This window comes from Novosphingobium guangzhouense, from assembly GCF_002896965.1.
GTDB lineage: Bacteria > Pseudomonadota > Alphaproteobacteria > Sphingomonadales > Sphingomonadaceae > Novosphingobium > Novosphingobium guangzhouense.
In genome coordinates, this window is record NZ_LYMM01000053.1 from 1 (window position 1) to 26,181 (window position 26,181).

The window sequence follows — 26,181 nt, forward strand, 5'->3', positions numbered from 1 at the left end:
TGGTGCGCTGGACGCACGACGAGACGGGAGAGCGGGTCTACGAACTCTACGACCTCGTCAACGATCCGGGCGAAACCCGTAATGTGGCCTCGGACAAGCCCGCAGCGGTGAAGGAACTCGACGCCATCCTCGACCGCCAGCCCAGGCCAAAGCCGCTGCCCCAACCCAAGGGCTAGGCTAGGCAGTTGACATTGCGGGCGCTCGTCAGGGACATGGGGACAGAGCCGGGCGCTCGACAAGCAGACCGAGGTAGCGGGACGAGTGACAGTGGAAGCGCAAGCGGCATCGACTGCGGGCATGATCCGGATACCCGCAGGCACCTTCACGATGGGATCGGACAAGTTCTATCCCGAAGAGGCGCCTGCGCACCGCGTATCCGTGGACGGGTTCTGGATAGACGAAACCCCCGTAACCAACCGCCAGTTCGCGGCCTTCGTCGAAGCCACCGGCCATACGACAGTTGCCGAGATAGCGCCTGACCCGAAGGACTATCCGGACCTGCTGCCGGGCATGGACCGCGCCGGTTCGCTGGTATTCCACAAGAGCCCCGTGCCGGTGGACACGTCCAACCCGGCCAACTGGTGGCGGTTCGACTTCGGGGCGGACTGGCGCCATCCGCTTGGGCCCGACAGCGACATCGACAGTCTGGACCTGTGGGACCATCCGGTCGTCCAGGTGGCTTATGCGGATGCTCAGGCTTATGCCGGCTGGGCCGGCAAGGCGCTGCCAACCGAGGCCGAGTTCGAATTCGCCGCGCGGGGCGGGCTTGAAGACACAGACTATGCCTGGGGCGACGAACTGGCCCCCGACGGCGCGATGATGGCCAACTACTGGCAGGGGCTGTTTCCCTTCGCCAACCAGATGCTGGACGGGTGGGAACGCACCTCGCCGGTCAGGACATATCCCGCGAACGGGTACGGGCTGTTCGACATGATCGGCAACACCTGGGAATGGACCAGCGACTGGTGGAGCGATCGCCGCGGCGGCGACGTCAAGTCCGGTGGCAAGGCCGGTGCCAAGTCATCCTGCTGCACGATCCGGAACCCGCGCGGAGCAAGGCTCAGGGACAGCTTCGATCCCGCGCACCCCGGCGTGAAGATCGGCCGCAAGGTGCTGAAAGGGGGCTCTCACTTGTGCGCCGCAAACTATTGCCAGCGCTATCGCCCTGCCGCCCGCCATCCGGAGATGATCGACAGTTCGACTTCGCATATCGGCTTCAGGTGCGTCACCCGCGACATCTGATACCCCGCCCCGCACCGATACCCGACCTGCGCGATCGCTATTGCGAGTAAGTCGCACAATCGGTACAAGTGCCTGGTGCCCGCGCCTTGATGCGGGCGATCGGGTCGCGTGTCAGAGGGTTTTGTCGGGTGCCGGGCGTTTCGCTAACAATCGATGTCGGCGCACTTTATGAATCGCACGGCGACTGGCTCAGGAAGTGGCTGCAACGGCATACGCGCTGCGGCCACCGCGCCGCCGATCTGGCGCAGGATACCTTCTGCCGTGTCCTGGAAACCCCAGGCTCCGCTCCCTTGCGCGAACCGCGCAGCTATCTGTCGGCACTGGCCCGCCGCATCCTGATCGACGATATCCGCCACCGCGAGGTTGAGCGTGCCTATCTTGCCGCTCATGCTGCCGGATCGCCCAACGCCGACGCACTGACCCCCGAACGCATAGCCGAAGCGGCGCAGCTGCTCGATGCAATCGTGAAACTGCTTGAAGCGCTGCCCGACAACGTGCGCCGCGCATTCATGATGATCCGCTTCGACGGGCTGCGCTATGCCGATGCCGCCGCCGTGCTTGGGGTGTCCGACCGGATGGTGAAGCGCTATGTGGCGCAGGCTTATGCCCATTGCTATGCGATCGCGTATTCCGACTGAAGGCTGCGCCCCGTTCGCATGACAATGGAACGCCCCGATCCCGCGATGCCCGACCCTGCAATGTCCGACCCTGCAATCATCGAGCGGGCGGCGCTATGGGCGGCGCAACTTGCGACCGATGAGGCGACGCAGGCAGACCACGACGCTTGCGAAGCATGGTGCCGCGAAGACCCGCGCCACCGACTGGCCATGGACCGGATGCGCGGCTTCGATCGGCAGTTCGGCCGAACCGATGGCCTGGAACGCGAAGTGATCGAAACGTTGCTGGAGCAGCGATCGCAGGATACCCGGTCCGGCAAGGCCCGCAGGTTCGGTGGGCTTGCCCTGGGGCTGGTCGTGCTGGCCGCAGGCGGGTGGCTTGCGGCACAGTCGCTGACGGTCCGCGCCTTCTTCCCCGAATATGCGACGCAGCGCGGGGAACAGCAGACGGTGACGCTTACCGATGGAAGCCGGCTGACCCTTGATACCGACGCCGCGCTTGATTTCCGCAGGAGCGACGACAGCCGAACGGTATCCCTGTTCCAGGGGCAGGTTCTGGCGCGTGTGGCCAGAGAGAAGGGCGCACTGAACGCACCGCATCCATTCATTGTCCAGACCGGCGATGGCACCGCAACCGCGCATGGCACCGCATTCGTCGTGCGCCGGGATGAACATGCCACCACCGTCACCGTGATCGAATCTGCCGTAAGGGTGTGCCTTGCGCCGCCCGCGGCGGGTCGCTGCGCCGACTTGCTGCCGGGCGATCGGGCCCGGATGGCTAACGGGCGGCTGACGCGGCTTGGCCGGGTCGACCCGGACGTGGCCGCTGCCTGGTCCGAAGGCTGGCTTGCGGCTGACGACGAGCCGGTGACGCAAGTGCTGGACGAACTCAACCGCTATCGCGCCCGCCCCGTCAGCTTCGATCGCAGCGCGCTGGCGGACTATCGCGTATCGGGCAGCTTCCCGCTGTCTGACACCGACCGCGCGCTGGAAGGCATCGTGCGATCGACCGGCCTTGCCCTGTCAAGCGCGGACGATGGCGCGCTTGTTGTCGGACGCACGAAATAAATCCGTCGTCGCGGTTCCCGATTTTTCCGCTCGCCCGTCCTGAGGGGTGAAATGATGTCTGGACGGGAATTGTGCTGGTGGTGAAGTTCAAGGGGATTCATGGCGCGGCGGCTCTTGCCATGGTTGCGGCCGGGCTTGGCGCGTTGCCGACGGCGGCCGGAGCGCAGACGGCGCAGGCCGCACGGCCGATCGATATTCCTGCCGGATCGCTGGGCGCCGCGCTGACCCAACTGGGGCGCAGGACCGGCGTGATGATCGTGTTCGATCCGGCACTGACGCGCGGGCGGCGCACGGCGGGCCTGCGCGGAGCCTACACGCCGGCCCAGGCGCTTGATCGCCTGCTGGCGGGCAGCGGCATTGCTGCGCGAAGCGACGGCCGGGGCGGCTTCACCCTGAGCGCACAGGCATCGCCGCGCGGCTCTTCGTCGCGCCGGGCAGTCAAGGACGCTCCCCGCCCCCGCCAGACCGCACCGCTGGTCGAAGCCCCTGAAGCGGCAGAGGTTCTGGTGGTCACCGCCACGCGCACCAGCCTGCCGGTGACCGCGCTTCCGCTTACCATCGACGTCATCGGCAAGGAGGAACTGGCGCAGCAGGTCGCCGTTTCGGGCTCAACACTCGATGCGGTGTCGTCCCTGCTGCCCGCGTTTTCGCCGACGCAGGAGAAGATCAACGTCACCGGCGTGCGTCTGCGCGGGCGATCACCGCTTTACGCGATCGACGGCGTGCCCCAGTCGACCCCGATCCGCAACGACGCGCGCGACGGCTATACGATCGATCCGTTCTTCATCGATCGCGTCGAAGTGATCTATGGCTCCAACGCGCTTCAGGGCATCGGCGCGACCGGCGGCGTGGTCAATCAGGTGACCGCGCGCGCGCCGACCAGGGACGGTCTGGGCGGCCGCGTGCTGCTGCAGGGCAACAGCGCCGACGATTTTTCGGGCGCGGCGCTCGGAGGAAAGGTCGGCGGGCTGCTCAGCTGGCGCGGCGGCGCGATCGACATCACCGGCGGCGCAGCGTTCGAGCGGCGCGGCGTCTACCTTGACGGTCACGGCAAGCGGATCGGCATCGATCCCAACAACAGCGAATTGCAGGACACCGATACCCTGTCCTTCTTTGCCCGTGTCGGCGCGGACCTGTCGGACCATGTGCGGCTGGAAGTGGTCGGCAGCCGCTTCAACCTTGACAGCAACAATCACTATGTCGGCATCAGCGGCAACCGCGAACAGAACCTGCCGTCAACCAGCCAGCGCGGGGACGTGCCGGGCCTTGCTGCCGGAAACCGCGCCGAACTGCTGTCCGCATCCCTCATCGACAGCGATTTCGCCGGAGGCACCCTTTCGCTGCTGGGCTTCTACAACAAGTCGCGCACCCGCTTCAGCGGCGGCACGCTGGCCACGTTCCAGGACGCCTCGATCGCGCCTGCGGGCACGCTTTTCGATCAGTCGCAGAACGATTCCCGCAAGCTGGGCGGCAAGATCAGCTACGAACGCCGGGTGCCCGGCATTCCCGGCCTGACCGGCACCGTGGGCTTCGACGCGCTGTTCGACCGCACCGCGCAATCGCTGATCCAGACCAACCGGGAATGGGTGCCGCAGACGGACTTTCGCAGTCTTGCTCCATTCGGTCAGCTCAACTGGGCGCTGCTGCAGGATCGCCTGAGGCTGGCGGGCGGCGTGCGCTACGAGAACGTCCAGCTGGACATTCCGGACTACACGACGCTGGCCTCCTACGGGTCGCGCAGCGTCACGGGCGGCAAGCCGTCGTTCGACCGCGCCTTGTGGAACGCGGGGGTCATCGTCGAACCGATCCGGGGCGTGCGCGCTTACGGCAGCTATGCGCAGGGATTCACGATCGCCGACGTCGGCCGCATCCTGCGGGGCATCAATACCCCCGGCGTGGTGATCGACAATTACCTCGACCTTACCCCGGTCGTGTCCACCAACAAGGAAATCGGCGTAGAGGTCCAGCGCGGCCCGCTTGATGCAAGCGTCAGCTACTACTGGTCGCACAGCGATCTGGGGGAAGTTCTGGTTCGCGGCGACGATGGCTTCTACAGCACCGCGCGCCAGCCGGTCGATATCCAGGGCCTCGACCTGAACGTCAACGTCCGGACGCCGCTGCCGGGCCTTAAGCTGGGTCTGGGATACAGCCACATCATCGGCCGCACCGACACCGATGGCGACGGCAGGCTCGATGCCGATCTCGATGGAGGCAACGTCTCTCCCGATCGCGTGAACCTTACCGCCGACTATCGCAGCGGTCCGTTTACCGCACGGGTGCAGGGTCGGATCTATCTGTCACGCACGTTCGACGGGCAGCCGCGTGCCAACAGCTTCGCCGGCTACACCCTGTTCGATACTTATCTGGGCTATGACCTGCCGGTGGGCCAGCTGAGCCTGGGCGTCCAGAACCTGTTCGACGTCTATTACATCACTTATCTTACCGACACGCAGGGGCCCACCGATAACGCGCGCTTCTATGCAGGGCGCGGGCGCAACGTCACGCTGGGCTGGAACTATCGCTTCTGATGCGATGGATCGATCTGGCCCACCGCTGGGCGGGCGGACTGATTGGGCTGCTGCTGGCGCTGATCGGGCTGAGCGGCGCAATCCTCGTGCACCGGGATGCATGGACGATCGCGCCGCACAAGAGCGACGCCCTTGTCCGTGACGCTACCCAGGTGGCCTCGGCGGTAGAGCGGATCATGCACGATCCTGCGGGGCGGGCCAAGGCGATCACCTTTGCCGCGCCGGGTTTCGGCGTGAACCGCGTGGCCTTCGACCATGGCGGCGCCTACACGACCCAGGCCGGCGAAATGCTGGTGCGATGGAATACGCAATGGTCCCGCCCCGAACTGTGGCTGGCGGACTTTCACATGCACCTGTTCTCCGGCGACACGGGCGAAATCATCGTTGGCGTCGCGGGGCTGGCGGGGCTGGCCTTCGTGGTGACCGGCACGGTGCTGTGGTGGCGCACGCGGCGCACTTTCGAACTGCGCCTGCTACCAAAACGCATGAGCCGTCCGGCGATTGTGCGCCATCACCGCGATCTTGGCGTCATCATCGCTCCGCTGCTGTTGTTGTCGTTCGTTACGGGAAGCGTGCTGGTCTTCCGCCCGCTGTCGTCCCTCCTGCTGGGACCGGGTGCGACCGCTGCGATCGTCTCCGCCGCCACGCCGCCGACTGCCCCTGCCGCAGCGCTGAGCGAAGATCTCGACTGGGGCGCGATGATCCGCAAGGCCCGCCAGCGCTTCCCCGACGCCGACTTTCGAAGCCTGTCGCTGCCCCGCAAGGCCGGTGGGCCGATCGTGCTGCGGATGAAGCAGCCCTGGGAATGGCTGCCCAACGGCCGGTCCACGCTATGGTTCGCGGCGAACGACGGCCATCTCATCGAAGCGCGCGATCCCGTCGCCGCGCCGCTTCAGGTCAGGCTCTATTCGATGCTGTATCCGCTGCACGCGGGCAAGGTCGGCGGGCTGCCCTATCGGCTGGTGATGACCATTTCCGGCCTTGCCCTTGCGCTGCTGGGTTCACTGACGGTCTGGACCTTCTGGTTCAGGCGCAAACCCGGCAGACGGCCAGCCTAGACCCTGCGCCGCAGTTCCACGAACCAGCTGCGCGTATCGCGCACCATAATGCGCCATAATCTCTTCATCGTGGCGGAATCCCAGTTTTTCGTAGAGATGGATCGCGGCGGCGCAGCGGGCATTGGTGAGCAGGCCCGGCCCGCTTGGGTGTTGCCTAAATGGCACAACAATTCGAGATTAATGGGCGGATATTGCCAGTAATTCGCAATAGCGGTAAACGGCGCCCGTGTTGATATTCAATCTCAAAAGGGTCTGTATGTTTTCCGTTCGTTCGATCGCGCTGTGCAGTGCTGCAGTATTCGCCATGACGGTATCGGCTGCCGCCCATGCAGAAGAACCGGCGGCCGAAACTGCGGACACCGCTTCGAACGCTGACGAAATCATCGTTACGGGCGGCATTTCGGGCACCAAAACCGAAACTCCGCTGATCGAAGTACCCCAGCCGCTCACTGTCATCACCTCTGAACAGTATCTCTCGCAAGGTGCGATCAGCATCAGCGATACCGTGAAGTATGCCGCAGGCGTGCTGGCCAATGCCTATGGCCGCGACACCCGCGTCGACGGCTTCCGCGTTCGCGGCATCAACGCCCTGCAGTTCCGCGACGGCATGCGCGATGTGTTCTCGTATTACGCCAGCATCACTTCGGACCCCTACAACTTCGAGCGTGTCGAAATCGTGCGCGGCCCGGCCTCGGTGCTGTTCGGTCAGGGCTCGATCGGCGGTATCGTCAACCTCGTTTCCAAGACCCCGGATTTCCAGACCCGCGGCGAATTCAACGTCGTCTACGGCAGCTATGATCGCAAGGAAGCGATGGGCGACGTCAATGTCGCGCTGGCCGACAACCTGGCGATCCGCGCCGTCGCCCGCGTCCGTGACGCCGACACTTACGTCGATCACGTGCCGGACGACCGCGTGATGTTCGCGCCCTCGATCCGCTGGCAGCCCACGCCCGACACCAACGTCGTGCTGACCGGGCTCTATCAGGAGGACGACACCGGCTCGACCTCGCAGTTCCTGCCGATCGTCGGCACGTTCCGCCCCAATCCGGGCAATCCGGACGGCAAGCTTGATCCCTACACCTTCGTGGGCAAGGCCGGCTGGGATCGCTATGCCGGTCGTTCGCTGCAGGGCGGTGCCGCCATCACCCATGACTTCTCGGACAAAGTCCGCGTCAGTTTCAAGGCGCGCTACATCGACAGCGATCTTGAGTACAACACGCACTACGCCGACAGCTATTCCCGTCCGACCGATCCCTATTCGTACTACGGTACGGACGGACGCACCATCGGCCTGACTGCCGATGCCAGCGACGCACGGATGAACGTCTTCTCGACCGACAACAACGTGCAGTTCAAGTTCAACACCGGCGCCAACATCGAGCATACCGTGCTGGTCGGCATCGACTACAGCTGGAACAAGGTCGGCAAGCGCTACGCCGGCGGCACGGAAATCGTCGACCTCTACGACATCGATTACGATGCGCTGCAGACCTACGATCCCACCGGCCCGTTCACCAATGAATCGCAGAAGCAGCTCGGTATCTACGTGCAGGACCAGATCCGCGCGTTCGATCGCGTCTCGATCGTCCTGGGCGGTCGCCGTGACCGCGTGACGTCATCGTCGGGCGCCAAGGACAATGCCACCACGTTCCGTGCGGGCATCATCGGTGAACTGGGCGCGGGCTTCTCGCCGTTCTTCAGCTATACCGAGAGCTTCCTGCCGCAGGCCGGTTCGATCCAGAACGTCGGCGGCTCCATCGGCGATCCCTACAAGCCGCTGACCGGCACCCAGTACGAAGCGGGCGTCAAGTGGCAGCCCCAGCCGCAGACGCTGGTTACCGTCACCGCCTTCAAGATCAAGGAGCAGAACCGCGTTCTGTACCTTACGGGCAATGCGACCACGCAGTCGGGTGTGCTGAACACCAAGGGTATCGAAGTCGAGGCGAGCCACACGCTGCCGGGCAACTTCCAGCTGCTGCTCAACTACGGCTACAACAAGCTGAAGTCGGAAACCGACACCAACCTCGATTACATGCCGCGCCATGTCGCTTCGGCGTGGACGACGAAGACCTTCGGCATCGGGGACGACGCGCAGCTGCGCCTCGGTGCGGGCGTGACCTATAACGGCAAGAGCCGCTCGACCAGCACAGTCTGGTCCATCGTCACGCCCTCGCGCACGAATGTCGATGCTCTGGCCGAAGTGACGTGGGAGAACTGGCGCTTCTCGGTCAACGCAACGAACCTGCTCAACGAAATCCAGTACGCCTCCTGCCTTGCACGCGGTGACTGCTTCGTGGCGGCTCCGCGCAACGTGATGGCCTCAGTCGGCTACCGCTTCTGATCTTCGCCCCTATCGCCATCGTGCGCATTTGCAGCGCACGATGGCGGATTCCCGTTCATCCGTGGCGGGCATTGCAAGCGCGCGCCTGTCACGATTGCAGCACCGCCAGTCCGTCCATCTTGGGCAGACCGAGATCGGCTACCGCCGTTCCGGAAACCGTCATCGCCAGTCGCGGCAGGCAGGCATCGCCGCCGCCGCGAAGGTCGCCGGCTGGATGCTGACGGGGACGGGTATCCTCCATGCAGCGAACACCTTTTGCAGATCGTCATGGCTGTATCGGAACTGTCATCGAGACTCGATAGTCGGTGCTCCGATGTCCTTCTCTCGAGAACGCGCTGTCTGGCTGGGGCGCAACGTCTTCCCGCACGAAGCTGCCTTGCGGCAGTGGCTGTCGGCGCGCGCCGCGTCCGCCGGGCTCGAAGTGGACGACGTGGTCCAGGAAACTTACGCGATCCTTGCCTCCATCGAGCGGGTCGATCACATCCGCAATGCGCGCACCTACATGTTCGAAGTGGCCAAGTCGGTCGTGCTGCAGTCGCTTCGACGGGCCAGGATCGTGACGATCGACGTTCAGGCGAACGCGCAGGTCCTCGACATCCCGGAGGACGCGCCGACGCCGGAGCGGGTGGTGGCGGACCGGCAGGAACTTTCGCAAGTCTCCGCCGCGATCGCCGCCCTGCCCGAGCGCTGCCGCGAGGTCTTCACCTTGCGCAAGATTCAGGGCCTGAGCCAGCGGCAGGTGGCGCAGTCGCTAGGAATCGCCGAAAGCACGGTCGAAAAGCACATGGTCAAGGCGATGGCGATCCTGACGAATGCAATCGGACGTGGCGGAAATGTCCGCGATGCGTCATCTAGCCCGCGTGACCAGCAAACCGACAACGACACCCGTGAGCGATCCCCGCAGCGTGAGCGCGCTTGACGAACGCGCCGCGCAGTGGGCGCTGCGCGCCGATGCCGATACGCTGAGCCCCGAGGAAGAAGCCGAACTCGACGCCTGGATCGCCGCCGATCCGCGCCATGCGGGCGCCTTTGCGCGGGCGATGGCCGCCAACGCCTATTTCGACCGCGCCGTGGCGCTGGGCGTGGCACGCGAGATACCCGACGCACAGGACTTTCCAGCGACGCAGATCGTCGAGGCTCCTTCCCGGCGTACCGTCAGCCGCAGACTCTGGCTGGGCGGCGCGGCGGGGGCCCTTGCCGCCTCGCTGCTCGCGGCCGTGGGTTTGAACCGTCTGACCGGCAGCATGACGCTCAGCGCCGACAAGGGCACCGTGCGCCGGACCGCGCTACAGGACGGCTCGGCGGTGACGCTCAATGCCGGGACCGAAGTGTCGGTGGCAATGCAGCCGCTTGAAAGGCGCATCAGCATGTTGGCCGGAGAGGCCAACTTCGATGTCGCCAGGGACCCCGCGCGGCCCTTCATCGTGGAGGCGGGCGCGGTACGCATTCGTGTTGTGGGCACCAGTTTCCTCGTCCACCTCTCGAACCTCGGAGACGTGGCGGTGATCGTGCGCGAAGGGCGCGTGGAAGTGCAGGCGCAGGGAGCCGAGCCCGCGCTGCTCGCGGCCGGCGATCGCATCGACGTGCCCGCCCGAGGCAGCATCGTGCGCGAGCAGCTTTCGACCGGCGAAGTCGATCGGCTCGGCCTGTGGCAGCGGGGCGAGATGGACCTTACCGGCCTCACCCTTGCCGATGCGGCAAGGCAGTATGCGCGTTATTCGGATCGCCGGATCGTGATCGATGATCCGCAGGTAGGCGACCTCAAGGTCGCAGGCGTGTTCTCCACCAGCGATCCGGCGGGTTTCGCGCAGGCTGCCGCGCTGGCGCACGGGCTCAAGGTGACGACCAGCGACGACGCCGTGGTCCTGTCGCGAAAATAAAATCGCAGCGGTGGTGGAGGATCGTCGCGCGCCTCGCATCTAGCCCCCGAAAGCGGCAGACGCGCCGCTGGTGGGGATCGTTACTCATGCATTCGAGACTTCTTTCCGGCTGCGGCATGGCCGTCATCGCCTGCGCCATTGCCACGCCCGCGCTGGCGCAGGAGCGTCAGTTCGACATTCCCGCCCAGCCGGTGGCGAGCGCCATCGCCGCACTCGGACGACAGGCGCAAGTGCAGATCGTGGCACCGGGCGAAGGTCTGGAAGCCCTGCGCAGCCGGCCGGTCAAGGGCCGCATGGATGCCCGCGCCGCACTGCGCCTGCTGATCGGCGGAACCGGGCTGGAAATCGCCGCTGACGACGGCGCCCGCATCGTGCTGCGCCGCGTAACACTGAGCGCCGCACGCCCGCCGGTGCCGAGCGATGCCGCCGCTGCGGATGACATCATCGTCACCGGCTTTCGCGCCAGCCTGAGCACCGCGCGCGACATCAAGCGCAAGTCCGACGCGATCGTCGACGCCGTCGCCGCCGAGGACATCGGCCAGCTTCCCGACAACAGCGCAACCGAAGCGCTCGCCCGCCTTCCCGGCGTGCAGGTCTTCCGCAATCGGGGAGAAGGGCAGGCGATCACCATTCGCGGCATCTCCAGCGTGGTGACGATGATCAACGGCCAGGAAGCCTATACCGGCTCTTCGCGCCGCACGCTGCTCAACAGTTACCCGGCCGGGCTGATCCGTTCGATCGAGGTCTACAAGGCGCTCACCCCCGACCTCATCGAAGGCGGCATCGGCGGCGCCGTCGACGTGCAGCTGCGCCAGCCGCTCGATTTCAAGAAAGGCATCAGCGTCGCGGGCACCGTGCGCGGCAGCTACGACGATCAGGCCGACAAGCTGATGTACAACGGCGACGTGCTGGTCGCGGGCAACTGGGATACCGGCGCGGGCGAAATCGGCGTGATGGTCAACGCCAGCTACACCCGGCGCGATTACTACGAATCCTACCGTGAGAGCCTTGCCCCGCAGACGACCGCTGCCGGATACAGCCTGCCGACCGGCATCCTCGCCAAGAATCCCAAGGGACATTACGAGCGCCCGGTCCTGACCGGCGAAGTCCAGTGGCGCCCGGCCTACAACTTCGGTGTCTATCTGCGCGCCACCAACGTCACGGACGACAATACGTACACCGACACCGATTTCCAGACCAACATCGCCGCCAACACCGTCCTCAGCAACGTGGAACTGGTCGAGGGCACCAATATCGTCAAGAGCGCCAGCTTCACCGCAACCGCCAATTCCGGGCCGCGCTCCAACCACACGCGCCAGTTGCTGGACACGACGCAAGTGGAGTTCGGCGCCGACTTCAAATCCGGCATCGCCACACTGACGACCAGCGCGGTCTACACCACGTCGCGTATCGAAACCGACCAGCAGCTGTTCCTGCTCGGCTTCAATCAGGCGCCGACGATCGATGCCACCTTTCAGAGCGACAGCAAGTGGGGCGGCCTTTCCTATTCCTACCCCACCGCCGACCTGAGCGACATCGACCAGTTCCATGTGCGCGCCTATTCGGACACGCGCCAGCGTGAAAAGGGCAAGGGCCTGCAGTGGCGCACCGACCTCGATCTCGACACCGGCAATGGGCTCTTCCGCTCGGTCAAGCTGGGCTTTCGTTACGCACGGCGCACGGCGGAGTACCGGTCAGGCACCGGGCTGGTGGACCTCAACGCGCTCAAGCTGCCGATGTCCGCGTTTCCGGGCGGAGCGACACCCGCCGTGCTCTCGCGGCGTCCCGCCGGAGACGATGCGGCCATGCCGTCCGGATGGGTGGGATATGACGCAAGCTACCTGAACAGCGAAGCCAATGTCATCGCGCTGAACGACTACATCAGCACCCTGAAACCCGGCTACTTCACGGACAACGGCCGCCCGGCCTATGACCCGCTCACCGCGTTCGACGGCAAGGAGCAAAGCTTCGCCGCCTATGCTCAGGTGAAGTACGACTTCGAACTGGCCGGGATGCCCATCGACGGGGTGGCGGGCGTGCGCGTGGTCAACACCTGGCTGTCCATCGACGGCACCCAGAGCATCAAGGAAATTACGCCCACCTCAGGCGGTCTGGTCACGCGCTTCGAGCCGATCCACGCCCGGCAGAACTATGTGGACGTCGATCCCGCGATCAGCGCGATCGTGCATTTCACGCCCGACCTGCAACTGCGCGCCGCGTGGACGAAGACTTTCAGCCGCCCCGATTTCTCGAACCTCAACCCGACCGTGGCGCTGGTGCAGGTGCAGACCGCGGCAGGCGGCTACACCGGCATCGCGACTGCGGGAAATCCCGACCTGAAGCCGGTGCGATCGACCAACTGGGATCTTTCGCTCGAATACTACTTCGGCCGCACCGGGTCGCTGTCGCTGGCCGGGTTCTATCGCGACGTGAACGGGTACATCGTCAAGACGACGGTAAAGGACGACACCATCCCCCAGTCTCTGGGCACGGTGGACGTCACCAAGTACGTCAATGCCGGCGATGGCTACATCAAGGGCATCGAGGTGGGCGCCAACACCTTCTTCGACTTCGCCCCCGGCATGTTGCGCCATTTCGGCGCCTCGGCGAACTACACGTACATCGAATCCGAACAGAACCTGCCCGAAACCGAGGCCACGGCAGCCTTCAAGGGCCAGACGGCCGGGATTTCAAAGCACAGCTACAACGCCAGCCTGTTCTATGACGACGGACGCTTTCGCGCCAAGGTCGCCTGGTCGTGGCGCAGCGATTTCACGCTCAGCTACAACCTCACCGACCCGAGCAAGAACCTGAACTGGTATCCGATCTCGCGGCTGGCGGCGTCGGCCACGTACAACTTCGGACGCAATCTCTCGCTGACGGTGGACGGGACCAACCTGCTCAACCGTCCGCAACGCGCTTACTGGGGGTCCAAGGCCAATACGGACCGCGTCTATTTCGAGGGGCGCGTCTACTCCGCCGCCCTGCGGTTCAAGTTCTGAGCGGGAGGCCAACGATGAAGCGCATGACGGCCATCGCGTGGCTCGCCGCAGCCCTTGCCCTTCCGACAGGAGCCTCTGCCCGCTCGGAATGGGGCCGGTCGGAATGGGCCGGAGCCTGGGGCTATGCCACCTCGCCCGCGACGAAGAGCGTAAAGGGTGAGAACCCGGCGGGCGCTTACCGCTACCGCATCCGCGTCAGCCAGTCCGGCGACGCGCTGCGCCTGACGCTGACCAACCCCGAGGGAGCAAGTCCGCTCGCCATAGCCGCGATTTCCGTTGCGCGCGCGGTCGGCAAGGACGGGTTCGCGCTTGACGAAGCCAGCCGTACACCAGCCGCAATCGCCGCCGCCGCTGCGCTTAAAGGCGGCCAGATCGCCCAGACCCTGCCGATCGCCCTGCCGGTCCGCTCCGGCGAGGACGTGATCGTGGAGATCGTGACCTCCGCCCCCAGCACCACAGTCGCCGGAAACGCGGGCTTTCCCGCAGCCTTCGCTCCCGGATCGGTCGATGCGCGGGGAGAAGCGCTGCAGGCGGCGAAGCTGCGGCCGCTCGTCACCCAGGTGGCCGTGCACAATCCCGCCGCGTCCTGCACCATCGTGACATTGGGAGATTCGATCACCGAAGGGGCGCGCGGCACACGGGCGGACTGGCGCGGATGGCCGGGCGTGCTGGCGCGGCGGCTGGTCGATCAGGACAAGCGCGATAACTGCGGCGTCGTCAACATGGGCATCAGCGGCAACCGCCTGCTGCGCGACGGGCGCGGGACGGCGGCCGTCGATCGCTTCGCGCGCGACGTCGCATCGGTGCCCGGCGCCTCGCACCTGATCGTGATGGAAGGCGTGAACGACATCTGGCGCGCCACCCTGCCCGGCGAGTCTCCGATCGGCGCCGCAGACCTGATTGCCGGCTATCGCAAGCTGATCGCCGCCGCCCACGCAAGGGGCATGCGCATCTATGGCGGCACGATCAGCCCCGGCTTCGGCTGGAAAGCCTTCACCCGCGACATGGAAGAACTGCGACAGGCCACTAACGCATGGATCCGCACCAGCGGCGAATTCGACGCGGTGATCGATTTCGATGCTGCCCTGCGCGATACCTCGAACCCGCCGATGGTCCTGCGCGCCTACGATTCCGGTGACCACCTGCATCCCGGCAACGCCGGGTACGAGGCCATGGGCCGTGCCGTTCCCCTCTCTCTGTTCCGGAGCACGCCTTGAGGGCCATTGCCTCTGCCATGCGCAACCGCCGGCGAACCGCCGCTTTCGCGCTGTCCTTCGGGTTGCTGCCGGCTCCGTCCTTTCCCTTGCCGACGAAGGCCCGGCGACCACGATGGCCGCCGGGCTCTATCCAATCGCAAGGTTGGCGCCAGGCTAATGCACTGTCGACGCGCCGGATCTGCATACCTTGGCACCGCACTTGTGCGTCACGCTGCCAAAGTTCTGCATACCCGCCTTGGCTACGCAGTCAGAACCGGGCGTTCAGGCTGACCCAATAGGCGCGCGCCTTGTCCTTGTTGTTGTAATCGTCAACGAAGCTCGGCTCGTATGTGCCGTCACCGTTGTCGATGAAGTTGGTGCTGTAACTGGTGAAGTCCTGGTTCAGCAGGTTGTTCACGCGCGCGGCGATGGTGATGTTGTCGTTCAGCCGCGCCTGCCCGCCAAGGTTGAACACGGTGTAGCTGCGGAAGTACTGATGCTCACCGGTTACCGTGTCCACCCCGCGGTAGCGGCGCGAACGGTGCTCAACGTTCAACTGCGCGCTGAACACATCGCTGATCCGCCAGTCTACCCAGCCATTGGCCATGTGACGGGCCGTATTGGTAAGCGGCAGGCCGGCATCTGCGCCGCTCTGCTGCTTGCTGTCGGTGTTGGTATAGTTGGCGCGCAGGTTGATCGCCTCGGTCACACGCAGGCGACCGGCCACTTCCAGACCCTTGATGCGCGCCTTGTCGATGTTGACAGGCTGGCTGATCGAACCGCCGAGGCCAAGGATTTCCCAATAGTCGCCAAGGTTCGCACAAGGGCGCACGAAGTTGGTGACCGCACAGGGCTGCACCGTGGTGCTGGAGATCTTGTCCTTGAAGTCGTTCTGGAAGTACGTGACGTTGATGCCGGTGCCCGGCATCGGATCCCAGTAGACCGCGAGTTCGGTATTGGTGCTGGTTTCGGGCTCAAGGTCGGGGTTGCCAATCATCGGGCTGGTCCCCTGCCCACCGAACCCGCGAATGCCGTCGTAGAGATCGGTCGTCTTGGGCGTCTTGAAGCCGGTGCTGATGCCGCCTTTGACCACAAGGGTCGGCAGGACATTGAACACCGCATAGGCCCGCGGGCTGAACTGGCCTCCGAATACTGCGTGCTCGTCGTAACGCACGCCCAGCGTGACGGTCAGCGGATCGATCGGGGACCAGTTGTCCTCGGCAAAGAGCGACCACTGCTTCTGCTTCTGCACTGCGGCGACACCACCCGTCGTCGCTTCGAGGCCGAAGACGCCGTCTTTAAGTTCGCCGTTGATATACTGGCCACCGACGACGAATTCGTGATCGCCGAAGAAGTCCTTCACCGGCGCGACGAGGCGGGCGTCCAGCGTGTACTGGTTGCTCTCCAGATCGCGGTCCGGGCGTGGCAGGAACGTGTCGGCGGCGATCTGACGGCGCTGTGCTTCAGACAGGTTCGCATACTCCCCCGAACCGTCCCACATTTCCTGCAACAGCAGGCGCTCGGCCACCGAGAACGGACGAGTACGGCCAAGGTTTTCGGTCTTCACGTAAGCGAGCGAGACGAAGCTTTGCGCAAAACCCCAGTCGCCGCGATGGGTGAGCGCCCAGTTGGTGCGGTTGAAGCGCTGCTTTTCCTTGTACCCCACGCGCGGCTGGACAACGCCGCGCGTCGCGCGCCAGATCGAATCGATGCCGTCCAGCGTGCCCAGCGGATAGCTGATCGTGCCGGTATCGGGATCGACCATGGGCGTGTTGTCGTACTTCTGACGCGAGATGTCGTAGTCGAAGTCGATCGTCTGGTTGTCGGTCGGCCGGAAGGTCAGCGTACCCCCCACGCTGTAGTTGGTGTTGTCCACCGTGCGCCCGCCGCCGCCGAAGCCCAGCGCGCGGACATGGACTACGCCCGCCGGGTCGGTGACGGGGTCGAACTCGGGGTTGGACGCCATGCGCTCGTAGATCGATCCGCGCAGGGCGATGCCCAAGGTGTCACCGATGATCGGACCGCTCAGCGAGGCGTCGAAGGTGACGTCGTTGCCGAAGCTGTCGTCTTCCTGGAAGCTGCGACCGACGGTGGCCGAACCCGACCAGCGCGAAGCAACCGGCTTGGTGATGATGTTGATCACGCCGCCCAGCGCATCCGCACCGTAAAGCGTGGAGGCAGGGCCACGGATCACTTCGATACGCTCGATCGTGTCGAGCGGCGGAATGTGATTGAACTGGTTGCCGCCAAAGCTGTTGGGGTAGATGTCGCCATGGTTGTTCTGGCGCTTCCCGTTGATCAGCAGCAGCGTGTATTCCGGCCCCATGCCGCGAATGCTGATCGTGCGCTGGCCGGTCTTGTCGGAGGTTTCGCCTACGTCCACGCCTTCGAGATCGCGCACCGCGTCGATCAGCGTCATGTATGGGCGCTGAGCGATCTGCTCGGCCGTGACGACGCTGATACTCGCCGGAGCATCGACGATCTTCTGCTCGAAGCCTGCCGCCGTGACGACGATGGAACTGTCCACGTGCGCTTCTGCCTCGGCTTCAGCGGCGTGAACGGTGGTGCCGTGCGCCAGGATAAGAGCCAGAACGCCCGCCGTCACGTTCAAGCTCGCCTTGAGTTTCAAAGTCATATCGCCCCCGATTGCTAATGCAAATGTGTCGCAATTGCGGGCGCTTATTGAGGCGCTTTGATGCTGGCTAGGCTTGAAGCAGAATGGCAATACTTTGTCGCGGCGCGGGCGCATTTTATTTTTAAATGCAATAGTATAGCAATGAATTACATTGCTGCACGCTCATACACGCAATCCAAGCGCCGAGAATGGGTAGGTTCACACACCCGAACTTGATAACAATGCGAAGGTTGTTGTCAGGCATCAAGGGAATCGGACATGCGTCGACATTAACGGGAAGCGCCAGCGGGCGGCGACGGCGCTGGATGGCGTAAAGACATGGGCGTGAACTTCGGGGTCAAGGAACTTGATCGCAAAAAGTCCGCTCCGCCGCCCCCCCTGCATCGTGGTCAACTGATCAAGGCGCTCAGCCGTAAAGCAGCGTCAGGGTAACCGCCGCACAGGCCACGACGGCCACTACCAGCGGTGCGCCCATCCGTGCGTAATCGCTGAATCGGTAGCCGCCCGGCCCCATGACCAGCAGATTGTTCTGATGCCCGATCGGAGTCAGAAAATCCGAAGACGCGCCGATGAGCACTGCCAGCAACGCCGCGTCCGGACTGACGTGAAGCAGGTTGGCGGCATCGATAGCCAGCGGCCCCATGATGATCGCCGTTGCCACGTTGTTGAGGAAGATCGACAGCACCAGCGTAACGGAACACAGTGCTGCCAGCACCACGACCAGTGGCAGGCCCGCAAGCGTCTCGCCCAACCACTGCGCCGCGATTGCGGCTGCACCGCTGTTCTCGAAGCTTTGCCCCACGGGGATCATGGCTGCGAGCAGGACGATCACACTCCAGTCAATCGAGCGGTAGATTTCATCCGACGGCAGCAGCCGCAACGCCGCGATGAGGACTGCAGCGCCTGTAAACGCCAACGCAGGGGACAGACCGAGCCCCACGATGCAGGCGATCGCCGCGGCGAAGATAGCAAGGATACCGGCTGCGCGACGGTGAGCGGTCGGGACCGGATCGTGTCGGTCGATCTCCAGGACACGCGCACTGGCGCTGAAGGCGCCAAGCTCTGCCTGAGGTCCGCGAATATAGAGCTGGTCACCGGCCCGTATCCGCATATCCACCAGTTGCCGCCGCTCCCTTGCAACGCGCGGTCCCACCGCGATAACCTGCAGCTTCTGCTGGCTGCGGGTGCGGACTTCGTCGTAGCCAAGGCCGATGAGCGGAGAGCCATGTGCCACCGCAACGCGAACGGTGACGGCATCCGGCACATGGTCGACCGCGACCTCGCTGGCGAGGCCCGTTGCTGCCGCGACAGACCACTGGTTGTTTCGCGACAAGACCAGAAGGCTGTCACGTGCCTGAAAGCGAGCAACCCCCGTTATCGGCGCGATGTCCCTGAAGGTGGCGAGTATCCGCGCTCCGGCCGACCGAAGGCGACTGCGCAGTTCTGCGGCGTCCAGCCCCTCATCCATGACCGACAGCTCGAAGACCCTCCAGGGCGGCTTCCCATCGCTGGCATTGCGCGTGCGCACCGGCAGCAGGCGCCATCCCACCAGGCACAGGTAAACAAGGCCGACGACCGTAACCGCAACCCCCACGGGCGCCATGGTGAAGAAGCCGAAGGGTGCCCCCAATCTTGCTTCCCTGACCGACGACAGGATCAGGTTGGCCGGCGTCCCGATCAACGTCGTCATCCCGCCAAGGATCGTTGCGAACGCAAGCGGCATCAAGGTGGCGGTCGGCGATCGCTTCGCCGTGCGCGCGATCTCCGTAGCGATCGGCATGGTGATGACCAGAGCGGCAATGTTGTTCATGAAAGCCGACAACATGGCGCCAACCACAAGAAGCCCGGCCAGCCGCAATGCGAATGGCGCGTCGACCGGGATGACGCGGTTGGCCACCAGAGCCGCCGCGCCACTAAGTTCGATCGCCCGTCCGACCACCAGCACCGCCGCGACCGCCATTACGGCAGGGTCGGCAAATCCGGAAAAGGCATCGCTCGGCGCGACAAGCCCCGTTACCAGGCAGGCGATCAGTGCGAGGAAGGCGACGAGATCGTGCCTTACCCGCTCCGATACGAACAGAACAAGGGCGCCCAGCAGGATCAGGGCGCTGACAAGGGCCGGGCTCAAGGCTGTTCGCCGCCTCCCGCGACTTCCTGCAGGACAAAACGGTTTCCCCCGGCCGGAGCGGGCAGCGGCTCGATGCCATTTTCACGCAGAAGGGCAGCAATCGCGATGGCGCGTCGCTGAATCAAAGAAGGTGCCTGCGGCGCATCTTCGGGAAGCCCCGGAACAGCGAGTGCGCGCACATTCCAGCGCTTCGCGGCCCATGCCGTCACCAGAACGGCCTCCCGCGCGGGAAGGTCAAGTTCATCCTGCGCATCTGCGAAGCCAATCGACGGATATGCCATCTGCGGCGGGGTCAGCACCACGTCCCATCCATCCGCCTGAGCGGCAGCCCGCCGTTCCAAAGTGCGGTACGCGGCCAGCGTGGCTCCGGGAAGCGGCGTGGCATTGGCCATCGCACGATGGTGATCGCGATCGATCGTCACGGCATCGGGTGCAATACCGGCGGTCAGCGCCAGCATCTGCGAAAGGCTTGCGATACGCTGGGTTTCGATAGCTGCGGCATCGCTCGCCTGACGGATTTCCTCGCGCTGGGCCTCGATGGCGCCGGCGCCCGCTTCAAGCAGGACCTGATCCAAACGCAACTTGATCGGCTGGCCCAGTCTTGCGGTAAGATCATCCTGCAAAGCCGCAGTGCGCTTCATCTTGTCGCGCGGCGTTATGACGACAGCCCGTACCACCGCCGGCTGCGCATCGAAGTCGATGTCGAGTTGAGTAACCCGAGCATCGGCACCAAAGCGTTCGGAAAGGAAGGAGCGGGCCTGGTTCAGCGTCACGGCTTCCCCGGCAATCTGCTTGAGGGAAATCCCAAGCGGAATGGCCATGGCAACGAAAACGAAAAGCAGGACAAAGGTCTGGGTCCACGTCTGCTGGCTGGAGAGGTAATGCCCGAACCCGTAAAACCGGGCCATGATCATCGCCGAAAGGGCGATCGTCACGAAGTTCGTGACGAACAGCGCAAAGGCGCCGCCCAGCACGGGCATGTTCCAGGTCGCAAGGCCAAAGCCCACTACTGCCAGAGGGGGCATCAAGGCGGTGGCAATGGCGACGCCCACGATCGTGTCGCCACGTCCGCGGATGATCGCGAACGTCCCGGCAAGCGCGGCAAAGAGCGCCACCGCAAGATCGAAGAGGTTGGGTCGCGTGCGCGCGATGATCTCACTGGTAGGGGCCTGGAGGGGCGAAAGCGCAACGATCAGCGCAGTGAACAGGACCGCGACGCTGGCACCGATCGCAAGCGCTGTCAGCGCCCGCCGCATCTCGCTGAAGTCGAACAGGGCAAGGCTGAACCCCAGCCCGAGGATCGGGCTCATCAGCGGCGAAATCAGCATCGCGCCAATCACCACCGCCGGCGAAGACAGCAGCAGCCCAAGCACCGCGATGCCGGCCGACATCATCACCATGAAGGCATAGCGAGGCGTCCAGCCACTGTCCTCGACGATGCGCGCCATCACCGCCTCATGATCGACACGCCCCACGATTGCACGGCGCCACCAACGGTAGAGCGCGACGTGCTCCAGCCGTTCATGGATGCCGCCATCGGGCTGCGTAGCTGCCGATTGAGAAGCCGTCATTCCTGTCCCGTCCCCGTAACCGTCAAATCGTCCATGGAATAAGCCCCCGTCAGCGCATAGGGTTGCAGGTGCCGAGTTGCAAAGTCGAAGGAGGACTTGCGGAGACGATTCACCCCCTTTTTTCAACCGCCAACATTCTTTTCACAGGCACGATTGGTCCGTCATGCTGGTCTGGGGGTCCACCGCGCCCTGTTCGGTCCCGGCTTGCGAGGATATTTGATAGTTTCGCGAAGTTTGCGCCAGCCAAAGTGCGGCCATTCGTTGCTGTCCGCCTGTAGCGGAACTCCTGCCAAGAGAGGACATGCGCCATGGCGCCAACCACACCTCCTCTTCATCGCCGGAAATGGGCAGCCCCGCTTTGCGGCGATGCCTCCGGCACCCGCGCTATCAGCCTGAAATTCCGCTCTTGATTTACAGCGATTGTGCCGCCAATGGGCGGCTGCAACAAACACCTAAGCTTATGGAAAAGTTCATATCTTTTCATTTACTGCGGTAGCAATTCCATGATCTTCTCCATGTCCAGATGAAAGCTCTCGTCTTATCGAGCTTATTCCCCAACCCGGTGCAGCGTCGGCATGGGATTTTCATCGAGCACCGGGTTGCTGCCACATATTCGAGTGATATCGAGATGCGGGTGGTCGCGCCGGTCCCATGGTTCCCGTCGCGAAATGAGCGATGGGGGCGATACGCCGGTTACGCTGATATTCCTCGCTCCGCTGAGCGTGCGGACATTTCGATTGACCATCCACGCTACCTGACCGTGCCGAAGTTCGGTCAGACGGTTGCCCCCGCATTGATGGCAGCGTCGCTTTACAGGCACATTGCCCGACTGCGGCGCACGTTCGATTTCGACGTGATCGATGCCTATTATCTTTACCCCGATGGCGTTGCAGCGTCATGGCTTGCGAAGATGTTCGACCGCCCGTTCATCATGTCGGCACTGGGCACCGACGTAAGCCTGATCCCGAATTGGCGTCCCAGCCGCAGGATGATCGTGGAGGCCATACGGCGCTCGTCAGCGACGACGACTGTGTGCAAGGCTCTGGCGCAGGAGCTGGAGACCATCGGCGCGCCGGCCGAAAAGCTGCATGTGGTCGAGCATGGCGTGGACTTGAAGATGTTCAGTCCGCCCGATGATCGCATGCAACTGCGCCTGAAGCTGGGATTTCGCGGGCTGACGATCCTTTCGGTCGGGCACCTGATCGAACGCAAGGGTCATGATCGCGCCATTCGCGCACTCGCCGGATTGCCGGAAGCGTCGCTGGTGATTGCAGGCGACGGGCCGCTAGAAATGAAGCTGAGGCAGTTGGCCATAGACCTGGGGGTCGGGGATCGGGTCCGCTTCCTCGGGCACGTTGAACAACGTGAACTTCCGGAGATTTACGGAGCGGCAGACCTGACCTTGTTGTGTTCGGACCGTGAAGGCATCGCGAATGTGCTGTTGGAGAGCATCGCCTGCGGCACCCCGCTTGTGGCGACGCCCGTGTGGGGTTCGCCCGACGTGATCACAAGCCCGGAAGCGGGACTGCTTACAGTCGACCGTTCGCCATTGGCTATCGAACATGCGCTTTGTAAAATTGCGGCAAACATGCCTGACCGTCTGGCAACGCGGCGCTACGCCGAGCGATATGACTGGGCTGAAACCGGTCGCCTGCACCGCGCTTTGCTCATGAAGGCGGTGCTGCAACATCAAGGCAACGACTCGCTCCGCCCATCCCGCAAGTAGCACATTCGATGGCCGCTGTCTGAGCGGCCCCGTGGCGCGCGATAGCCGCGGTCTGGATGACCTTGGCAGCCTCCCTCTGCGCTACTGTCTGTGCCTGCTCTGCGCATGATCCGCGCGATCCCGGCAAGGCGGGTCTGTTCGGCGGCCCGGACCATCATAGCTCGATCGATCTGAAGTTTCTGGTTGCATGAACATTCTGGTATCGATATCAGATAGGGTATCGATACCAGAATGGTTCGAGGGAGACGAAGGTTCGGGATGCGCCAAGCATCCGGACTGAAGGAGGGGATATATGAACGACATCGTACGCTTGACGTCCGCGCTTCTGGCGAGCTGCATTGCAATGCCTGCGCTTGCCCAGACCGAGCCCGCTTCAACGGAAACCGCAGGCCAGGACATTGTGGTGACCGGCATTCGCGCCAGTCTGCAAAGCGCCGTGCAGATGAAGAAGAACACGATGGAAGTCGTCGATTCCATCACTGCGCAGGATATCGGCAAGCTGCCGGATCCAAACGTCGCGGAGACCCTGACGCGCGTGCCGGGTGTCCAGGCCTATCGCTTCGGCGGCGAGGCGTCATCGCCCGTCGGCAACGGTTCGGGCCTGACCATTCGCGGCCTCACGGGCCAGACCGGATCGCGCGTTGACGGACGCGCCTATTTCACCGCGGGCAGCCGCGAATTCAATGTCGAGGGCGCAAGCCCTGGCATGGTCGCCGGCCTCGATGTGTTCAAGAACCCGTCGGCCGAGCATATCGAGGGCGCGATCGGCGGCCTGGTCAATATCCGCACGCGCAAGCCCTTCGATTTCAAGGGCCTGGCCGTTTCCGCCGCAGCCGGCGGACGCTACAACGATCTGGGCAAGAAGCTCACGCCCGAATACTTCGGGATGGTTTCGAACCGCTGGGATCTTCCGGGAGGCGGCGAGATCGGCGTTCTGCTGGCTGCAAGCTACGCCAAGAGCTTCAATCGCGGCGACAACACGCCCTCGGTCGGCGGCACCCAGTTCCGCCGCGCGATCCGCGCGGACAGCGCCGAATACGCGGACAATGTGGGCACGGGCCTGAACCTTGACGCCGCCTATCTCGGCCGCTCTGACGTGACCTATCTGGCGGATGTCGATCCAACCACCGTCTCAGCAAGCGAGCGTCAGAACCTGCTGACGTCGGTCGGCGTGCAGAACAACATCGCCCAGGAAGACTATACCCGCACCCGCAAGGGCCTCAACGGCGCCTTGCAGTGGCGACCGGCCTCTGGGCTCGAATTCTACGTGGAGGGCAACTACAATTCGTACCTGTACCACCAGAACTATCGTTTCCTCAACGCGACCGACAGCCGGTACGCGCAGGATCTCTCCACCACGGCCTTTGCCATCGACGAGATGCTGGCCAACCGCAACGCGAACGGCGGGTCGAACGACCTGCTGTCCGGCCAGCGCATCACCGGCGGCACATTCCTGAATTCCGGCCTGTCGACGACCGGCGGCGACGAACATCGCCGCTACAAGACCTTCGTGATCGCAGGCGGCACGAAATGGGCAGCCAGCGACCATCTCGACGTCGATTTCGACTTCTCCTACGTCAAGGCCGACCAGACACAGGACAACCGGGCCGTGACGCTGGCCTCGGCGGCCGGACTGACCTGGGACATCACGCGCGATCTCGGGCGTCCGCAGCAGGTCTCGATCACCGGCCCCGACCTGTCCTCGGCCAGTTCGTGGGTGTTCAACAACTACTCCAACGCCACCAATCAGGCTTGGCATGACGACGGCATCTCGGCAGCGCTCGATCTGGTCTACAAGTTCGACGATTCCTTCCTCAAGGACATCAAGTTCGGCGCGCGATACGCCACGCAGAAGGACCGCTACCGCAACTATTCTTTCAGCAACCGCTACCTCACCACCGACGGCCTGGCGCTGGCAGCGGACCGCTCGAACGCGATATCCGTGGCGTCGATGGCGGATCTGGTCGAAACCTCGCCTACCAACTTCATGAACGGAGAGGCAGGGTACTCCGGCGGCTACCTGACGTTCTCACCCGATGCCCTGCTGGGCGACAATGTGCGTTCGCGTTTCCCCAACGCCGGTATCCTGCCCGAAGACTCGCTGGCCGAGATCGTGCTCAACCGCCGTTACTTCAGTGAGAAGAGCTATGCCGGCTACGTCGTCGCCGACTTTGGGTTCCTCGACGACCGGATCAAGGGCAATGCCGGCGTCCGCGTGGTCAAGACCGACACGTTCGTGCGCGCCATGGTCGATCCGCTCAACACCGGAAACGTGGTGCCGAGCGAGAGCACCTCGTCCTATACCTACGCGCTGCCCAGCTTCAATCTGACCGGCTACATCACGCCCGATACCCTGGTGCGCTTCGGCTACGGCAAAGGCATCACCCGCCCCGAGTTCTCGGCGCTCAACCCCTCGCTGATCATCAACACGGTCAGCGGTGTGGGCACGATCGGCAATCCGGACCTCAAACCCCAGACGGCCAACAGCTTCGACCTGTCGTTCGAACACTACTTCTCGCCGGTGAACTACGTTTCCGCAGCGCTGTTCTACAAGAAGATCGACGGGTTCTTCAGCGGCGTTTCCTCGTGCCAGAGCGTGGCGGGTGCCCCGACCCCGACCACCAATACCAGTTGCTCGGGCGATCAGTACTTCATCACCCAGACCATCAATGCGGAAAAGGGAACGGCCAAGGGCATCGAACTGGCCGGGCAGACCTTCTTCGACTATGATTTCCTGCCCGACTTCGCGCATCATTTCGGCGTGCAGGGCTCGTTCACCTATGTCGAGACGAAGAACCCGCTGACGCTCAACGGCCAGCGCGTCAACACGATGCAACCGCTGACGTCAAAGTACTCGTACTCGGTGACCGGGCTTTACGAAGACGAGACGATCTCGGCACGCCTCGTCTACACCTGGCGTTCCAAGGCGATCCTGTTCGGCCTGGCAGCCAACCCGATAGACGGTCGCTACATCCGCAGCTTCGGGCTGCTCGATGCCTCGATCAACTTCAACCTGGCGCATAATTTCTCGCTCGCGATCACCGCCTCGAACCTCACCAACCAGGCGGCTGACCGCTTCGTTGGCGAGCCCGATCTCGCCACCGGGATCGAGCGCCAGCATTTCATGAACGGCCGCAACTTCGGCGCCACCCTGCGCTACAATTTCGGAAGCTGACACTTCCGGGACGA

Annotated in this window: 16 protein-coding genes; 12 read left to right on the plus strand and 4 right to left on the minus strand. The window is 64.0% G+C overall.

Features of this window, described 5'->3' with window-relative positions:
* The first annotated feature begins 297 nt into the window (after positions 1–297).
* From A8V01_RS19220 to A8V01_RS19250, 6 genes are all read left to right on the plus strand, one after another.
* Complete coding sequence (locus tag A8V01_RS19220) at positions 298–1,242, plus strand: formylglycine-generating enzyme family protein (RefSeq protein ID WP_103097947.1); 945 nt, start codon at positions 298–300, stop codon at positions 1,240–1,242.
* A 128-nt stretch (positions 1,243–1,370) separates the two neighbouring features.
* The gene (locus tag A8V01_RS19225) at positions 1,371–1,880 is read left to right on the plus strand and encodes a sigma-70 family RNA polymerase sigma factor (RefSeq protein WP_103097948.1); all 510 of its coding nucleotides are present in this window, start codon (positions 1,371–1,373) and stop codon (positions 1,878–1,880) included.
* Between the two features lie 18 nt (positions 1,881–1,898).
* A complete protein-coding gene (locus tag A8V01_RS19230) occupies positions 1,899–2,927 on the plus strand; it encodes a FecR family protein (protein ID WP_245892729.1) in 1,029 nt (342 codons plus the stop codon).
* 77 nt (positions 2,928–3,004) lie between these two features.
* Positions 3,005–5,455, plus strand: a complete 2,451-nt coding sequence (locus A8V01_RS19235) for a TonB-dependent receptor (RefSeq protein WP_146037325.1) — start codon at positions 3,005–3,007, stop codon at positions 5,453–5,455.
* Positions 5,455–6,513, plus strand: coding sequence for a PepSY-associated TM helix domain-containing protein (locus tag A8V01_RS19240; RefSeq protein ID WP_103097950.1), 1,059 nt, complete (start codon positions 5,455–5,457; stop codon positions 6,511–6,513). The genes A8V01_RS19235 and A8V01_RS19240 overlap by 1 nt, the downstream gene beginning before the upstream one ends.
* 256 nt (positions 6,514–6,769) lie before the next feature.
* Positions 6,770–8,854 (plus strand): TonB-dependent siderophore receptor, encoded by a 2,085-nt coding sequence (locus A8V01_RS19250; protein WP_103097951.1) that lies wholly within the window; start codon positions 6,770–6,772, stop codon positions 8,852–8,854.
* An 88-nt stretch (positions 8,855–8,942) separates the two neighbouring features.
* On the opposite strand, the gene A8V01_RS28730 is transcribed toward A8V01_RS19250, so the two are convergent.
* Complete coding sequence (locus A8V01_RS28730; protein WP_170065999.1) at positions 8,943–9,095, minus strand: hypothetical protein; 153 nt, start codon at positions 9,093–9,095, stop codon at positions 8,943–8,945.
* A 72-nt stretch (positions 9,096–9,167) separates the two neighbouring features.
* Between A8V01_RS28730 and A8V01_RS19255 the strand changes: the two genes are divergently transcribed.
* The 4 genes from A8V01_RS19255 to A8V01_RS19270 all read left to right on the plus strand — a co-directional run bounded on the left by A8V01_RS19255 (position 9,168) and on the right by A8V01_RS19270 (position 14,953).
* The gene (locus A8V01_RS19255; protein ID WP_103097967.1) at positions 9,168–9,773 is read left to right on the plus strand and encodes an RNA polymerase sigma factor; all 606 of its coding nucleotides are present in this window, start codon (positions 9,168–9,170) and stop codon (positions 9,771–9,773) included.
* Positions 9,742–10,734, plus strand: a complete 993-nt coding sequence (locus A8V01_RS19260) for a FecR family protein (RefSeq protein ID WP_170066000.1) — start codon at positions 9,742–9,744, stop codon at positions 10,732–10,734. The genes A8V01_RS19255 and A8V01_RS19260 overlap by 32 nt, the downstream gene beginning before the upstream one ends.
* Positions 10,735–10,820: 86 nt before the next feature.
* Positions 10,821–13,736: a TonB-dependent receptor gene (locus A8V01_RS19265; protein WP_103097953.1), complete on the plus strand. Its 2,916-nt coding sequence runs from the start codon at positions 10,821–10,823 to the stop codon at positions 13,734–13,736.
* A 14-nt stretch (positions 13,737–13,750) separates the two neighbouring features.
* Positions 13,751–14,953, plus strand: coding sequence for an SGNH/GDSL hydrolase family protein (locus A8V01_RS19270; RefSeq protein ID WP_103097954.1), 1,203 nt, complete (start codon positions 13,751–13,753; stop codon positions 14,951–14,953).
* A gap of 247 nt (positions 14,954–15,200) precedes the next feature.
* Here the strand turns inward: A8V01_RS19270 and A8V01_RS19275 are convergent, their stop codons facing one another.
* The 3 genes from A8V01_RS19275 to A8V01_RS19285 all read right to left on the minus strand — a co-directional run bounded on the left by A8V01_RS19275 (position 15,201) and on the right by A8V01_RS19285 (position 21,266).
* Complete coding sequence (locus A8V01_RS19275) at positions 15,201–17,567, minus strand: TonB-dependent receptor domain-containing protein (protein WP_103097955.1); 2,367 nt, start codon at positions 17,565–17,567, stop codon at positions 15,201–15,203.
* A gap of 406 nt (positions 17,568–17,973) precedes the next feature.
* Positions 17,974–19,695, minus strand: coding sequence for an SLC13 family permease (locus tag A8V01_RS19280; RefSeq protein WP_103097956.1), 1,722 nt, complete (start codon positions 19,693–19,695; stop codon positions 17,974–17,976).
* Positions 19,692–21,266 (minus strand): DUF389 domain-containing protein, encoded by a 1,575-nt coding sequence (locus tag A8V01_RS19285; RefSeq protein WP_103097957.1) that lies wholly within the window; start codon positions 21,264–21,266, stop codon positions 19,692–19,694. Before A8V01_RS19285 ends, A8V01_RS19280 begins: the two co-directional genes overlap by 4 nt.
* Before the next feature lie 523 nt (positions 21,267–21,789).
* Between A8V01_RS19285 and A8V01_RS19290 the strand changes: the two genes are divergently transcribed.
* Complete coding sequence (locus tag A8V01_RS19290; RefSeq protein ID WP_103097958.1) at positions 21,790–22,992, plus strand: glycosyltransferase; 1,203 nt, start codon at positions 21,790–21,792, stop codon at positions 22,990–22,992.
* Between the two features lie 292 nt (positions 22,993–23,284).
* Positions 23,285–26,167, plus strand: a complete 2,883-nt coding sequence (locus tag A8V01_RS19295) for a TonB-dependent receptor (protein WP_103097959.1) — start codon at positions 23,285–23,287, stop codon at positions 26,165–26,167.
* Positions 26,168–26,181 lie beyond the last annotated feature (14 nt).